The sequence below is a fragment of the Streptomyces sp. NPDC058964 genome (genome assembly GCF_042741275.1).
In the GTDB taxonomy this organism is placed as follows: Bacteria; Actinomycetota; Actinomycetes; order Streptomycetales; family Streptomycetaceae; genus Streptomyces.
Genome location: NZ_JBHYKH010000188.1, coordinates 1 through 15,688, shown reverse-complemented (window position 1 = coordinate 15,688; position 15,688 = coordinate 1). Strand labels below are relative to the sequence as shown.

Sequence of the window (15,688 nt, the reverse complement as noted above, 5' to 3'; positions counted from 1 at the left end):
CCCCGCCCGCGCCGCCCCCCCGTCGCGGGTGGGCGCCCGCGCCCTCCGCGCGCGCCCCCCCCCCCGCACGCCCGGGGCCAGGAGACCGGCAGCCCCTCGACGGGCGCCGGCGCCGGAGGCGGCGGCCCCACGGCTTCCGCGCCCGGGCAGGCCCCGACGGCGGTGGCGAGCGCACTGGCTCCGCCCGTCGCGAGCGCCCCGGGCCCGGCGGCCGGCGGTGACACCGGCGTCGGTGACCGGGTCGTCGAAGTGGAGTCCGCGACGCCGCGGCACGAGGCACCGCCGCGGCACGAGCCGGCGCGGCAGGACGACGACACACCCGTGGTCGCGAAGGCGGCCGCGCCCGGGGGCAGCAGCGGGGGAACCCGCTCCCCAGGCGGTGCCGGCGGTGGCGGACGAGCCGCGGCGAAGCCCAGGAAGCAGACGGCCGCTCCCGACGTCGGCAACGCCACCCCGGAGTCCGGTCTCGCCCTGGCGGAGAGTCTGCAGCCGCACCAGGCGCTCACCGCCCTCAAGGGCGTCGACACGGCCGTCGGCCGCTCGGTGGGCAAGGAGCGCGGGGCCCTGAAGGACGCCCCGCCCAGCCTGGACCGGCCCGTCGGCTCGCCCATGACCGTGCACGGCGGTCCGAAGCCCGGCGAGCCCGGTGCCTACACCTCCGAGCAGGTCCGAAGGACGGAGGCGCCGCGGGGCAGCACGCCGGAGATCAAGGGCGAGAAGGCCCCCGAAGGCCAGTTGCCCGGCGCGGAGACGAAGGATCCGGGCTGGTGGGACATCACCATCGCGATCGGTGGCGCGCTGGCCAGGAAACTGCTGTCCAAGCTGCTCCCACTGGACAAGCTCACCGACTCGATCGACGAACTGCCGAGCTCGGACAAGGGACTTCAGGGTTCCAAGGTCGGCGACGCGCCCAAGCTGCCGCTGAAGGACGACTCCGACCCGGAACGCACGGACAAGCAGGCCCGGCTGCTCGACGACAAGAGCGCCGAGCTGCACGAGTCCGGCCGCGACGACGCGGCCCGGCCGATGGGCGAGGACCGGATCTATCCGGACGTGCCCAAGGAGACGCTCATCGCGAGCCTGCCCAGCGGCGGGCGGCAGGCAGGCGGCGAGGGCGGGCCTGCGGGCAGCCCCGGCGCGGGGCTGCCCCCCGAGGCGGTCTCGGCCGTCGCCGAGCACGAGCAGGGCCCGCAGATCAAGCAGGCCTTCGGGCAGGCGCGGCAGAGGATGACAGCCGCGCGCAAGGAGAAGGACGGCAAGGCCCGGCGGGACCGGAGTCAGTACGAGCGGGACGTGCGGCGGGAGGTGGACGCCAACTCCAAGGAGCAGGCGGACGCCCGCGACGAGGGCCGGGCCGACATCGCCCGCTCCCGGGACGGCTGGCGCAAGGAGCAGGACGACAAGCTCGACGAGGTCGACGGCAGGAAGGGCAAGAAGTTCACCAAGGTCCGCAAGGACATCAAGGACAAGCAGGACAAGACCGACCGGGACGTCGACCAGCGCACCCAGGACGACCAGAAGAAGATCGACGACAGGCGCGACGGGTCCGAGCGGGATGTCCGGCAGAAGCGGGACGACGGGAAGAAGGACTCCGGGAACTGGTTCGAGAAGGGGCTCAACTGGATCAAGGACCAGTTCAACAAGCTCAAGCAGGCCATCAAGGACGTCTTCGAGAAGGCCCGCAACTTCGTCAAGGGCGTCATCGACGACTTCAAGAAGCAGGTCTTCAAGTTCATCGACGACGCGCGCAAGTGGGTCATCGACCAGATCAACGCCTTCGCGGACGAGCTGATCCGGCTCGGCGACGAACTCCTCAAGGACTACCCGGCCCTGCAGGCCAAGTGGCGCCGGACCATCAACGGACTGCGCGACGCGGCCGTCCGCAAGGTCAATCAGGCGGCGGACAGGCTCAAGAAGATCGCCGGCCGGCTGATCGACTCCTTCGGCGGTCTGCTGCTGGCCGGTCTCGACCTGATGGAGCAGGGGCTGCTGGCCGCCGTGGACCTCGCGGAGACGGTCACGGTCAAGGCGATGGAGCTGGGCGCGGCGGTCCTGAAGGGCCTGGGTGAGTGGACGGCCATCGCGACGGACATCCTGTCCGACCCCGGTGGCTGGCTGGGCAAGGCCAGGGACGCCGCGGTCACAGGAGCCAGGGAGCACCTGTTCACGGAGATCAAGTCCGCCGTCCGGGAGTGGTTCAACCAGAAGATCCAGCAGCTCATCGGCATTCCGATGGAGATGTTCAACCGGCTGATCAGCGGGGGCGTGTCCAAGGAGGAGATGGCCAGGATGGCCTGGGACGAGGTCGTCCCCCAACTCCCCATGATCATCGGTGAGCTGATCGTGACCAAGGTGGTCGCGAAGCTGATCCCGGGCGCCGGCTGGGTGATGGCCGTCATCGACGCGCTCAAGACGGCGTACGAGGCGCTCAGTTCCGTCCTGCGCGCGTTCGGCCTGTTCATGAACTTCCTCAAGTCCGTCAAGAGCGGAAACGGCGCGCTGCCGTTCGCCAAGGCGGTGGCCTCCGGTGTGGTGGCCCTGCTCGAGCTGATCTACCAGTGGCTGGTCGGCGGCATCGGCAAGTACCTGGGCAAGGTGGCGCGCACGCTTCGGGAACGCGCCGGGAAGCTGTTCGGAAAGGGGCGCCCGGGCGGTCGGCCGGGAGGCGCGGAGGTACCGAAGCGCGAAGACCGGGCCCCTCGCGAGGACGACCCCGCCGCCCGGCCCGCCGCTCCCCAGCCGCACCGCCCCGAGCCGGAGCCCACCCCGGGACGCAAGCCGGACCCGGCACCGGCGAGGAGCAGGCGGAAGCCGGACGACGAGGACCGCCGCAGGGACGGCCGCTACGTCAACGCGGCCGACCGGGGCGTCCGGGACGCGGCCCACGAGGCGAAGTCCCTGCCCTCGTCCCGCCCGGACGGCCGGCGCCCCGGTGACCGGACCAAGGACCGCCCCGGCGCGAAGCGCCCGAGCGAGAAGCGCCCGAACGACCGGCGTCCCGACGGGAAACGCCCCGACACCGCCAAGCCGGGCGACAAGCGCCGCCCGGACCTGCGCAAGCCGGACCGGGACGCACCGCGCGAACGCACCCGCACGGACAAGAACCGGGACGGCAGGGACCGCAAGGAGTCCCCCTCCCGCCGCCGTCCCCTCCAGCGGGTCGGCGACGCCGTCCGCAAGGCCCTCGCCAAGGTCCGCCGCGCGACCCGCGCCCTCCTCGGCAAGGCCCGCGACCTCCGCAACAGACTGCGCAACCTGGCGAAGCGACTGCGGGACAAATGGCAGCGGATGAGGGACCGGCTGCTCGGCAGGCAGCGGCACGAGAGGGACAGGAGGCGCCGGGACCGGGAGTCGCAACAGCCCGGGCGGGACTTCGAACTGCCTACGGCGCACTTCCGGGACGAGGCGGGGCGGCGGCACACGGTGAAGTTCCACGGCCGGGGGCGGGGCGCCGATGTGTACGTCCACAGCGCGCCCACCGGGGTGAAGAGGTTCATCCAGGAATGGAAGAAGGACGTTGCGAAGCTGCAGCCCTCGGACGAGAAGACGGGACAGCTGGCTGCCATCGATCAGGCCGAGGTCAATGACCACCGTGCCGAAGCGCTGCAGGGTCGGTTGCCCCGAAGGCTGCCGCGCACCCGCAACGCCACCCGGTGGGAGGCCGACTACATGGCTCTCAGAGGGGCGCTCGGGCTGCTGGCGGAGGCCCTCGGCGAACGCCGTCACAGCGAAGACGATCCGCCCATTCCCGATCCGGTGTTCCCGCCGTTCACCAACGGGGTGCTCGCGCGCGGCTTCACTGCTCAGTACCTGAACAAGAACGTCGACCGCGAAGGTGAGGAGGCGGTGAATCATCCGTCCGCTCATCCGCGGGGCTGGGCCTATGTGCGGAAACACAAACTCAGTGAAGGTTCGGCTTGGGTGCGCATGCACCTTCTGCCGGCGCCGCTCGGCGGCAAGGTGACGACGTCGAACCTGGTACCCGCACGCGGTGTCCAGACGAACTTCGCCTTCCGTGACGAGGTGGAGCATCCCGCCGCGAACGCGCTCAAGAACGGAACCGAGGACATCATCTGGTACCGCTGGACGGTGTCCTATCACTCGGAGGACGAAACGAATCCGCTCGACGGATTCCCCGACCACATATCCGTGGAGTGGAACGGCTACGAGCGCAAGGACAGGCAATGGGTGCCGAAGAGAGCGCGCCCGGACCGCAGTTATGCACAGAATCCCAAGCCGCCCGGCGTCGGGGACACGGAGGCGAACGTCAACACGGACCCCGCGTCGCAGATCGAGAAGATCCTGGACGTCTCACCGACATTCGCTAAGAACATCGTGAAACTCCGTACGGAGGGTGGTCTCTTCGAGAGCGTCGAGGATCTCCTGGAGCGACTGGACGAGGCGGAGGAACGACGCCGGGGCGGGCGGCGGTACGAGAGGGTCTCGTACGAGGAAAGCAAACGGCGTATCGAACGGGCCGCCGCCCGAAAGGAATTGGTCGGATTCCTGGAGCAGGAAGAGGAGCAGTGACACCGAGAGGGCTGCACGGAACGACATGAGCAAGGAATTCACTGCCTACGAGGAGCGCTACCTCGCCCTGATGGACGAGCTGGAGAGCGGCGCGGGCGTTCGTGTGCTTGCGGAGGAACGGGGCCCCGTGGTCACGGCATACGGTGACGCGGAAACCGTCCTCGCGAAGATCGCGCGGCGTTTCGATCTGGTTCTTGATCCGTCATCACGCAGCCGTGTCCTCCGTTTCCGGAAACTGGCGTGCCAATGGGAGATCTCCGGCCCGGGGCCCACGCTGGCCGGAGAGTTCGGCCTCAAGAACCTCTACACCTCGATCACCACTGGCCCCCTCGAGATCGCGCAGGACTTCTCTTCGGCGGCCGACCGTCGGCTTGCGGCAGAGCTGCGTCTCCTGGACGACCAACCGGAAGGAGGCGCGGGTTCCTTCACCGCGTTGCGGATGCAGCCCGGTGTCCCGTTGCCTGAAATCTGGCACTTCACGGTGGCGCACGGCTTCTGTCGGCTCGATGTCGGATACGCGGAGTACCTCGACCGGCTCCTGGTGACGAAGGGCACCTACGGCTGGCAGTACCTCTTCGCCGATGTGTCGCTGCGAGACCCCGAATTCATCCACGTCCGCGGCAGGCTCAGCGCAATGCTTTCCGTCTTTCCCAAGCTCTTCCCCGAACACGACTACTCCGACCTCAGGGCCCGCCTGGAGGCGCGCGCATGACCCGCTACGCCGACATACCCAAACCCGTCCGCTCCGGCATCGTCGTCGTCGACCCCGACAGCGGCACCCCGCAGCGCGTCATCGTCCTCCAGTTCAACCCGGACACCCTGGAGCGGAGCGTCGCGCCGCAGTCCGCCGCGGACAGTGGTGACGGGGGTGGGGGCGGTGCCGGCAGCGGGGACCGCAACGAAGCGCTCCGGCTCAAGGGGCCCGCCCAGGAGACCTGGAAGTTCACCGCCGAGATCGACGCGACCGACCAGCTGGAGATGGCCGCACCCGACGGCATCCACCCCCAGCTCGCGACGCTCGAAATGCTGGTGCAGCCGACCACGGCGCAGTTGCGGGCCGCGAGCAGGCTCTCGCAGCGGGGGACCATCGAGATCAGCCCGATCGAGATGCCGCTCACCCTTTTCACCTGGGGGAGCAAGCGGGTCATGCCCGTGCGGCTGACCGAACTGACCGTCAACGAATCCGCGTTCGACGTGAACCTCAATCCGATCCGGGCCTCGCTCGCCATCGGAATGAAGATCCTCACCGTGAGCGACCTGCCCGCCGGCCACCGCGGCGCCGACCTGTACATGGCGCACCTGGCACAGAAGGAGCGGCTCGCCGCCGCCGCCCGCTCCGGCGGCCTGGGTGCCCTCGGGGCGGCGGGATCCGACGTCGTGGGCAAAAGGAGCTGAAGGAGACACCATGGCCGGGACCGAGCCGTACGAGAACGCCCTGGACGCCATACCCGGCGCCCACCCCTACCCGCGCACCAGCCGCTACCACGACGCCGAGATCGGCGTGCACCGCCGTCCGGACGGGACCGAGGTCCGCTACACCAAACGGCGGTTGCTGCCCCCGCCGGACGGGGAGACCCAGCCGCACGTCGTCGGGGCCGGCGAGCGCCCCGACCTGCTCGGTCAGCGCTTCCTCGGCGATCCCGGACAGTGGTGGCGGATCGCCGACGCCAACCCCGTACTGGATCCACGGGAGCTGACCGACGAGGCCGGACGCGTCATCGCCGTCCCCCTCGCGGGCGGCTTCCCACGCGGAGACCGGCGTGTCTGACCTGCCCGTGGGGCAGGGCCCCGTCCACATCACCCTCCTCATGGGCCCCACACTCGCCCGCCCGGTCCCCCTGGAGGTCGCCGAGGCACTGCTGTCCGCCCAGATCACCGCCACGGCGGGCGAGCGCAGCGGTTTCCAGCTGGCCTTCGACCTCACCAAGAACGGGATCCTCAGCCAGCGGCTGCTGCCGGAGGGCTTCTTCGACCCCAAGACCCGCGTCATCGTCACCGTCAGCGTCCGGGGAACGCCCGAAGTGCTCTTCGACGGGCTGATCGTGCGCCAGGAGGTCGGCGCCAGCAACCGCCCCGGCCACTCGACGCTCACCGTCACCGGCGAGGACCTCACCCTGCTCATGGACCTGGAGGAGCGCACCGCCCGCTACCCCAACCTGCCGCCGTCCGAGCGCGTCCTCGCCATCCTGCGCCGCTACTCGGACCACGGCATCCGGCCCGACGTCTACACCGAGAAGGTGGCCCAGCCCCCGCACCAGGACCTCCGCGTGCACTACCAGACGGGCACCGACCTGCAGTACGTCACCGAGCTCGCGCGCGCCAACGGGTACACCTTCTACCTGGAGCCTGGCCCCAACCCGGGCCAGTCGTCGGCCCGTTGGGGCCCCGAGGTCCGCCTCGGCATCCGCCAGCACGCGCTCAACGTCAACATGGACGCCAACTCCACCGTGGACCAGCTCACCTTCGCCTACGACGGCACGGCGCGGGAAGAGCCCCAGGCGCGCTGGCAGGACCCCGGCACCCGGCAGTCCACCCTTCTGCCCCAGCCGCCCATCAGCCCCCTGCGGCCGCCGCTCGGCAGGCGGCCCACCCCGGCGCTCAAACGCAGGACGCTGTCCGGCACCGCCAAGCAGCAGCGGGAGCAGGCAGAGGCCGAACTCCTCGCCAGGGCGGCCGTGTCCGCCGACGTCGTCTCCGGGTCCGGCTCGCTCGACGTCAACCGGCACGGCTACCTCCTCCAGCCGCGCCGGCTCGTCGGCGTGCGCGGCGCGGGACGGGCGTACGACGGCGACTACTACGTCAAGTCCGTCACCCACAACCTGCGCCCGGGCTCGTTCCAGCAGAACTTCACGCTCTCGCGCGAGGGACTGGAAGCGCGCAGCGACTACGTCCGGCCTTGAAGACGACCGACGACCGACCCATCAGGAGCAGTTCAGCATGGCGGCACCCAGCAATCGCTATCTCGGCAAGTTCCGCGGCCGGGTGGTGGACAACAACGATCCGCTGCGCATCGGCCGGATCACGGCCGAGGTCCCGGACGTCCTCGGTGACGAACCGTCCACCTGGGCACTGCCCTGCCTGCCGTTCACCGGAGCCGAGGCGGGCCAGTTCGTGGTGCCGCCGCCCGGCGCCGGCGTCTGGGTGGAGTTCGAACAGGGGGATCCCAGCTTCCCCGTGTGGACCGGCTGCTGGTACGGCGACGCCGCCGAGCTCCCGCCCGACGCGCGCCGCGCGCTCCAGAGGAACGCGCCGGACAAGCCGGTGGTCGTACAGACACCACAGGCCCACAATCTCGTCATGAACGACACCGCCGGAGCCGAACGGGGGATCCTTCTGCAGGCCCAGGGCGGCGCCTATATCCGCATCACGAAGGAAGCCGTGGTCATCGCCACCGGCGCGGGCGCCGAGGTCGTCCTGCGCGGTCGCGAAGTGACCATCAACGAAGGCCAGTTGACCGTGCTCTCCAAGCGATAGACAACGGGGGAAGAAGTTGTCCGGAAGTCTGCTGGACGCGGGCGCCGTGATCGGCTGCCCGCACGGCGGCCGCGTCACGCCCGCCACCACACCCAACGGCGGCACACGCCTCGCGGGCGCCGCCGTCGCCACGGCCGCCCACGCCTACGTCGTCACCGGCTGTCCGCACACCGTGGACCGGGTGCCCTCGCCGTGCGTCTCGGTCCGCTGGACCGCCGACGGCACCGGCGTCACGGTCGACGGCGCGCCCGTGCTGCTCGACACCTCCGCGGCCCAGTGCCTCACCGCGGCGTTCGTCCCGCAGGGGCCGCCCGTCGTCCAGGCCGCGCAGCGAAAGGTCACCGTCCGATGAGGCCGACGAGCCGACCAGCGCGTCCGCGCACCGACATCGCGTTCCCCTTCCACGCCGACCGCCGGGGACGCAGCGCCCAGGCGGGCCCCGCCGAGCACATCCACGACCTGATCGAGCAACTGCTGTTCACCAGCCCCGGTGAGCGCGTGATGCGCCCCGACTTCGGCTGCGGACTGCTCGACCTGGTCTTCGCCCCGAACAGCCCCGAACTGATCAGCACCCTCGAACTCTCCGTCCAGGCCTCGCTGCAGCGCTGGCTCGGCGACCTCGTCGACGTGCTGGCCCTCGACGTGTTCGGCGAGGACGACGTCGTACGCGTGCACCTGTCGTACGTCGTGCGCGGTACCGGAGCCCGGCACGACGAGGTATTCGAGGGGAGGACCGCATGACCACCGGCACCACCACGTCCCGCCGGGCCAAGGTGCGGGCCGCCCAGCTCAACGGAGTCGACACGGTCGAGGTCGGCGACGACGGGCTGCTGCTCACCGTCACCTTCCTCGGCAAGGCCCCGCACGGCCTCGGCCCCGCGAACGTCCGGGTCGACGGCGGCCGCCGGATCACCGGCATCAGCGCGGTCGACGTCAGCGTCGAGCGCGAGGAGGACCCGGAGCTCGACGACCGGCTCCACGTCACCCTCGACCGGACCGGCGACACCTCCCGTTACCGGCTGTCGCTCGTCGAGACCGACCCGTACGGGCGGCCCGGGACCGAGCCGCTGCGCGGCTTCGACCAGCGCTACCACGGCGCGTACTTCAGCTTCCGGCCCGACTGCCCGACACCGTTCGACTGCGCGGGCGACGCCGAGGAGACCCCGGCCTTCCCGGACTCGCCCGTCATCGACTACACGGCCCGCGACTACGACACCATCCGCAGGATGCTCATGGACCGGCTCGCGCTCACCACCCCGGACTGGGCCGAGCGCAACCCCGCCGACCTGGGCGTGACCCTCGTCGAACTCCTCGCCCACACGGGCGACCTGATCAGCTACCAGCAGGACGCGGTCGCCACGGAGGCCTACCTCGACACCGCGCGCCGCCGGGTCTCCGTGCGCCGCCACGTCCGGCTGATCGACTACGCCATGCACGACGGCTGCAACGCCCGTGCCCACGTCACCGTGGAGACGGCCCGCGACCACACGCTGGCGCCGGGCAGCTTCCGCTTCGCCTCCGTCGACGTGCGCCGCCTCGATCCGCACGACCGCCCCGAGCCCGGCCTCGTCATCGACGGGAGCGACCTCGGCGACCTCGACGAGCGCGGCTCCGTGGAGGTCTTCGAACCCGTCGTCGCCACCGACCCGCTGGAGCTGCGCGTCGCCCACAACGCCATCCGGCTGTGGACCTGGGGCGGCGAGGTGTGCGCCCTGCCCGAGGGGGCCACCGCGGCCACCCTGCGCGACGAGTGGGTGGACCCGGAGACCTGCCGGGAGCGCCGACTGGACCTGAGGCCGGGCGACGTCCTGGTCCTCGAGGAAGTGAAGGGCCCGCGCACCGGCACCCCCGGCGACGCCGACCCCACCCACCGCCAGGCCGTCCGCCTGACCTCCGTCACCCCCGGCCTGGACCGCATCGAGGACCAGCCCCTGCTGGAGGTCACCTGGGCCGCCGGGGACGCCCTGCGCTTCCCGCTCCGCCTCACCACCCTCGGCGGACGTGACTGCCTGCCCGTCGAGGACGTGACCCTGGCCCGCGGCAACACCGTCCTCGTGGACCACGGCCGCTCCGGCCTCCACGAGACGGTCACCGTGCCGCCGGCTCCGGCCGTCGTGGCCCCCTGCGGCCCCGCGGAGTTCGGCTGCCACGACCGCACGGAGGGAAACGCACCCGCCAGGCTCATCGAGTCCCTCACGGACAAGGCGGAGCGCGGTGCCGCGCTGACGCCCGACGACGTCCGCGAACTGTTCGAGACCGTGGGGGAGAGCGCCACCGTACGCGCCGGAGTCGGTCTGGAACGCGCCGGGCAGCGGCACGAGCGCGTCGTGCCCGGCATGGCGTACGCCCAGGCCGCCGCCCTGCGGACCCTGCTCGCGCAGTCGGTGTACCCCGGTATCGCACCCCGCTTCCGGCCCGTCCTCGGCCGTGCGCCCGTCACCCGGGCCGTCCCGTTCCCCGACCCGGCCACGGTCGCCGCGGGACAGGCCGAGCGGATCGCCGCCATCCCGGACCGGGTCCGCCGACGGCTGGTCGAGCTGTGGCGCAGCGCCCGCGACCGCGACGGACTCGGTGACGAGGAGATCGCGGAACTCGCCCTGATCTACGGCCTGAAGGTGCTGGAGCGGCTGGAACTCCGCCGCCGCCCGGTCCCCGCCCTGCGTGAACTCCTCCACCGCAACGACCAGTTGCTCGACGCGAAGCTGCGCCGCGTCGAGATCCTCACCGCACGGGCCCGCGCCGGCACGGTTCTCGACGCCGGCATCGCCTGGGAGATCGCCCACAGCTGGGGCCCGGCGTACGCCACCGGACTCCACCCCGACGAGCCGGTGCTGCGCGGTTCCGCGGCCGCGGCCCTCGCCCAGGACCCGCGTCTCGCCCTGCCCGCCGTACGCCTCCACGGCCCCGACGAGGTCTGGGAGCCGCGCCGGGACCTGCTCGCCGGCGCCCCCCGCGACCGGCACTTCGTCGGTGAGACGGAGGACGACGGCCGCCTCGCCCTGCGCTTCGGCGACGGACGGCATGGCGCCCGCCCGGCCCCCGGGGCACGGTTGTCCGCGCGGTACCGGCTCGGCGGCGGCAGCGCGGGCAACGTCGGCGCGGAGGCCATCAACCACCTCGTCGTCGAGGGCGACTGCGAGGTTCCGCCGGTCGCCGCCGTCCGCAACCCGCTGCCCGCCACCGGCGGCACCGAACCCGAACCCGTCGAGCAGGTACGCCAGTCGGCTCCGCTCGACCTGCGCCGCACCCGGCTGCGCGCCGTCACCGCCGAGGACTACGCGGCCCTCGCCTCCGCCCTGCCCGGAGTGCAGCGGGCCACCGCGGAGATCCGCTGGACCGGCAGCGTCCAGGAGGCGCACATCGCCGTCGACGCGCTCGGCGCCGGTGCCCCGGACGAAGAGCTGCTCGCCTCCGTGGCCCAGGCACTGGAGACGTACCGGCGCATCGGCCACGACCTGGTGGTCGGACCGGCCCGGCCGGTGCCGCTCGACATCGCGCTCGCCGTGTGCGCCGTACCCGGCCACCAGCACGGGCAGATCCTGGCCGAGCTGTACCGCGTGCTCGGCAGCGGACGGCTGCCGGGCGGACGGCTCGGCTTCTTCCACCCGGACGCCCTGACCTTCGGCGAGCCGGTCCGGCTCAGCCGCCTGGTCGCCGCCGCCGCGGCCGTCCCCGGTGTCGAGAGCGTCCAGGTGACCCGGCTGCGGCGGCTGTTCGAGGAGGACCGAGGAGAGAGGGAGGACGGCGTGCTGCGGCTCGGCCCGCTGGAGATCGCCACCTGCGACAACGACCCGGACCGGCCGGAGAACGGGCGGCTGGAGATTCACCTGGGAGGTGACCGGTGAGCCAGGAGTGCACCTGCGGCGGTGCCTGCCGGGGCGGCCACGACGAGCGCCTCGCCCCACCCCCGCTCCACAACCCGCCCGGCCGCAGCGCGCTGGACTACCGCGTCGGCACCTACGGCTCCTTCCTCGCGGCGCTCCTCGACCGGCTCGCCTCGCCCGCGTACCCGGCCCTGGACGGGCTGACCGTCCGCACCCCGGACGACCCGGCGATCGGGCTGCTCGACGCCGCCGCCGTCCTCGGTGACCTGCTCACCTTCCACTCCGAGCGGATCGCCGACGAGGCCTACCTCCGCACCGCAGACGAGCACCGCTCGCTGGTGCTCCTCGGCCGGCTCGTCGGCCACCACCCGCGCCCAGGCGTGGCGGCCGGTACCCATCTCGCCTACACCCTCGAACGCGACCCGCGCGCCGAAGCGCTGCCCGTGCTGATCCCGCGCGGAGCGCGCAGCCACAGTGTGCCCGCCTCCGCCGGCGAGCAGTCGCTGACCTTCGAGACCGCCCGCGACCTCACCGCCCGCTGGGACTGGAACGAGCTGAAGGTGCGGCGCCGCCGCCCTTCCCTGGTCACCCCCGGGGACCTCGACCGCCGCCCGGAACTCTTTGTCGAGGGCACGGCGAACTCCCTGCAGACCGGTGACCGGCTGCTCTTCGTCTTCGGTGAACAGGCGGGCGGAACACGGACGTTGCTGCCCGTCGCCGGTGTCCGGATCGACCGGGAGGACGAGATCACCGCGATCTCCCTGCCCAGGTCGGCCCCGCCCACGCTGAAGGAGCTCGTCGACGAGGTACGGCGCTGGACCGCCGAGCCCGCCGCCCCCGGGGACCCGGGCGACGAACCACCCACGCCCGAGGTCCCGGACCCGCGCCCGGTCAGCCGGCTCACCGAGGACTTCGACGACCAGGTCCTCGCCCCACTGCGGGCCGACCTGGACGCCATCACGACCCCGGAGCGGCTCGCGGCCCGCCTCGCCGAGCCCGTCGCCCGCCTGCGCGAGGCACAGGTGCTGGCCGAGCCTTACGAGGACGTGGCCGCCTGGTTCGAGCGGCTGGAGGCCGTGCTGGCGGAACTCGCCGCGCGGGCCCTCGAGCTGGCGCCCGCACAGCCCGCACAGCCCGCACAGCCGGCGCAGCCCGCCGAGCCGGCCGCCGCGAGCCACGTCGTCCGGACCCGGGAACCCCGGCAGGCGGCGCTCCAGGCCCTGGCCGACGTCCTCCCGGCCCTGCGCACCGCCGCCCCCACCGTCCGCGTCCGCGCCCGCGAGCGGCGCCCCGGCGGCGACACCGCCCGGCTGCTCGCCGCCCTCGATCCCGGCCTCGGCAGCCTCTACCCGGCCTGGCGCACGGCGGCGGTCCCGGGCACCCAGCCGCTCCTGCGCGAGCTGCTGGCGATGCGCGTCACCACGGCCCCCTTCGGCGCCACGGCCCCGCTCAAGCCGGTCCAGGACGACCGGGGTCGGGTCATCCGCACCGCGGACTGGCCGCTGACGGGCGGGGTGCTGGCGAGCATGCGCGTGGTCTACGACACCGCGGGCAAGGCGCCGGTCCGGGCGGAGTTCCAGTACGTCGAGGGCAGCAGCTCCGACCAGCGCGCCGAGAACCTGCCCGTCACCCAGCAGCTCACCTTCCGGCTCGGTCCGGGCCGGGTCGACCTGGCGACCCGCGCCGCCCAGGACCGCGAGCTGCACTGGCTCAACCGCCGCACGGCCGCCGCCGAGGAGCCCGGTGTCACCGCCCGCCTCCACTCCGGCCTGCCCGAACGCACCCTGTTCGTGTCCCGGCCGGACGACGAGGGCCTGGTCCACGTCGGCGTCCACAACGGCACCGCCCAGGAGATCTCCCTGCGCCCCGGCGCCGCCGAGCAGTTCACCCACGGCGAGTACGAGGTGACCCTCAAGTACACCGTGGGCAGCACCGAACCCAACGTCGAGATCGTCATCGCCGGGAAGCCGGAGCCCGTCAACCGCCGAGTGCTCCAGCTGGACAGCGTGCACGACGGCATCACCGTCGGCAGCTGGGTGGCGGTCCAGCGCCCCGCCAAGGGTGCCCAGGACGGAATCCCGGGCGACGCCCGGCTGGCCTTGGTCACCACCCAGGTCGTGGCCGCCCGCACGGCGGGGTACTCCAACTACGGCATCACCGGCCGCGGCACCGAACTCACCCTAGCCGACCCCTGGCTGGACGAGTTCGACGTCCTGCTCTCCCACATCCGCGACACCACGGTGCACGCGGCGGGCGAGCCGCTCCGCCCGGCCGACGAGCCGCTCGGCGAGGACGTGCACGGCAACGAGATCGAACTCGCCGAGCTGTACGACGGATTGCGTCCCGGCCGCACCCTCGTGGTCACCGGCCGGCGCGCCGACATCCCGGGCACGGTCGGTGTCCCGGCCACCGAGGTGGTCACCATCGCCGCCGCGGACCCGGCGGTCGACCCCCAACTCCCCGGCGACCACGTCCACACCCGGCTCACCCTGACCACCGATCTGGTCCACCGCTACCACCGCGCCACCGTGCGCATCCTCGGCAACGTCGTCGAGGCCACCCACGGCGAGAGCCGCGAGGAGGCCATCGGCAGCGGTGACTCCGGCCGCGTCAACCAGACCTTCGCGCTCTGGCAGTCACCGCTGACCTGGCTCGCCGCCGACAATCCTCTCGGCGCCACGCCCGTGCTGGAGATCCGCGTCGACGGGGTGCTGTGGCACGAGGCCGACAGCCTCGCCGGACGCGGCCCGACCGAGCGCGTGTACATCACCGGCACCGCCTCCGACGGCCGTACGACCGTGACCTTCGGCGACGGCGTCCACGGCGCCCGACTGCCCGGCGGCCACGAGAACGTCCGCGCCCGCTACCGCTTCGGCACCGGCAAGGCCGCCAACATCCCCGCCGACCGGATCACCCAGCCCCTGACCCGGCCGCTCGGCGTCACCGCCGTCACCAACCCGCGGCCCGCCACGGGCGGTGCCGACGCGGACGGACCCGGCCTCACCCGCCGCACCGTCCCGCTCGCCGTCTCCGCCCTGGACCGGCTGGTCTCCCCGGCCGACTACGAGGACTTCGCCCGCTCACGGGCGGGCATCGGCCGGGCCGCGGCCCGTGAACTCTTCGACGGGCGGCGGCGTGTGCTGCACGTGACGGTCGCCGGAACGGACGACGTGCCGATCGCGGACGACTCCGACGTGCTGCGCGCCCTGCGCGGGGCGCTGACGGAGTACGGCGATCCGAACCTCCCCGTCCGGGTGGACGTGCGCGAACCGGTGCTGCTGCTGATCGCCGCCGAGGTCAAGGTGGCCCCGGACCACTCCTGGGAGACCGTCGAACCCCGGCTGCGCGCCGCCCTGATGAGCCGGCTCGGTTACGAGGGAAGGGAGTTGGGAGGGCCCGCCCGCCTCTCCGAGGTGCTGGCCACCGCCCACTCCGTGCCAGGCGTCGACTACATGGACGTCGACGTCTTCACCGGCGTCCCCGCCTCCGCCACCCCGGAGGAACTCACCGCCCTGCTCGCCGACCCCGGCACACCGAGGGCATCCGTCCCCGCGCACCCGGCGACGTACGAGGAGAGGACCCACACCGTGCGCGACGAGAACGGCGAGACCCTCTCGTCCGTCTGCGCCCGGTACGGCATCCCGCTCGCCGAACTCCTGCGCCTCAACCCCGACATCACCGACACCCGGCGCCTCGCGAAGGGCCGGACGGTGTTCGTCCTCCGCGGCATCCGCCCCGCCCAGCTCGCTCTGCTGTCGGCACGCGCCGCGGACACCCTGATACTCACGGAGGTCAAGTGATGGCCGCGCATTCGACGGACGGCCGGTTGGAGACGCCCGCCCCCGGGGCGCCCCGGGGGC

The 15,688-nt window shown here is 72.5% G+C and carries 10 protein-coding genes; all 10 read left to right on the top strand.

Translation table 11 applies throughout. From position 1 onward, the window contains the following. The first annotated feature begins 162 nt into the window (after positions 1–162). Genes ACFW2E_RS22935 through ACFW2E_RS22890 form a run of 10 tightly spaced genes read left to right on the top strand, consistent with a single transcriptional unit; the run spans position 163 to position 15,628 of the window. Complete coding sequence (locus ACFW2E_RS22935; protein WP_384468937.1) at positions 163–4,530, top strand: helix-hairpin-helix domain-containing protein; 4,368 nt, start codon at positions 163–165, stop codon at positions 4,528–4,530. A 25-nt stretch (positions 4,531–4,555) separates the two neighbouring features. Next, the gene (locus tag ACFW2E_RS22930) at positions 4,556–5,242 is read left to right on the top strand and encodes a hypothetical protein (protein ID WP_384468936.1); all 687 of its coding nucleotides are present in this window, start codon (positions 4,556–4,558) and stop codon (positions 5,240–5,242) included. Beyond that, positions 5,239–5,925, top strand: coding sequence for a hypothetical protein (locus tag ACFW2E_RS22925; protein WP_384468935.1), 687 nt, complete (start codon positions 5,239–5,241; stop codon positions 5,923–5,925). Before ACFW2E_RS22930 ends, ACFW2E_RS22925 begins: the two co-directional genes overlap by 4 nt. A gap of 10 nt (positions 5,926–5,935) precedes the next feature. Then, positions 5,936–6,298 (top strand): hypothetical protein, encoded by a 363-nt coding sequence (locus tag ACFW2E_RS22920; RefSeq protein WP_384468934.1) that lies wholly within the window; start codon positions 5,936–5,938, stop codon positions 6,296–6,298. Then, complete coding sequence (locus ACFW2E_RS22915) at positions 6,291–7,430, top strand: hypothetical protein (protein ID WP_384468933.1); 1,140 nt, start codon at positions 6,291–6,293, stop codon at positions 7,428–7,430. Before ACFW2E_RS22920 ends, ACFW2E_RS22915 begins: the two co-directional genes overlap by 8 nt. 37 nt (positions 7,431–7,467) lie before the next feature. Beyond that, positions 7,468–8,004, top strand: coding sequence for a phage baseplate assembly protein V (locus tag ACFW2E_RS22910; RefSeq protein ID WP_384468932.1), 537 nt, complete (start codon positions 7,468–7,470; stop codon positions 8,002–8,004). 16 nt (positions 8,005–8,020) lie between these two features. After that, complete coding sequence (locus ACFW2E_RS22905) at positions 8,021–8,356, top strand: hypothetical protein (protein ID WP_384468931.1); 336 nt, start codon at positions 8,021–8,023, stop codon at positions 8,354–8,356. Beyond that, positions 8,353–8,745: a GPW/gp25 family protein gene (locus ACFW2E_RS22900; protein ID WP_384468930.1), complete on the top strand. Its 393-nt coding sequence runs from the start codon at positions 8,353–8,355 to the stop codon at positions 8,743–8,745. The genes ACFW2E_RS22905 and ACFW2E_RS22900 overlap by 4 nt, the downstream gene beginning before the upstream one ends. After that, a complete protein-coding gene (locus ACFW2E_RS22895; protein WP_384468929.1) occupies positions 8,742–11,849 on the top strand; it encodes a putative baseplate assembly protein in 3,108 nt (1,035 codons plus the stop codon). Before ACFW2E_RS22900 ends, ACFW2E_RS22895 begins: the two co-directional genes overlap by 4 nt. Then, on the top strand, positions 11,846–15,628 hold the full coding sequence (locus ACFW2E_RS22890) for a putative baseplate assembly protein (RefSeq protein ID WP_384468928.1): 3,783 nt from the start codon (positions 11,846–11,848) through the stop codon (positions 15,626–15,628). Before ACFW2E_RS22895 ends, ACFW2E_RS22890 begins: the two co-directional genes overlap by 4 nt. Positions 15,629–15,688 lie beyond the last annotated feature (60 nt).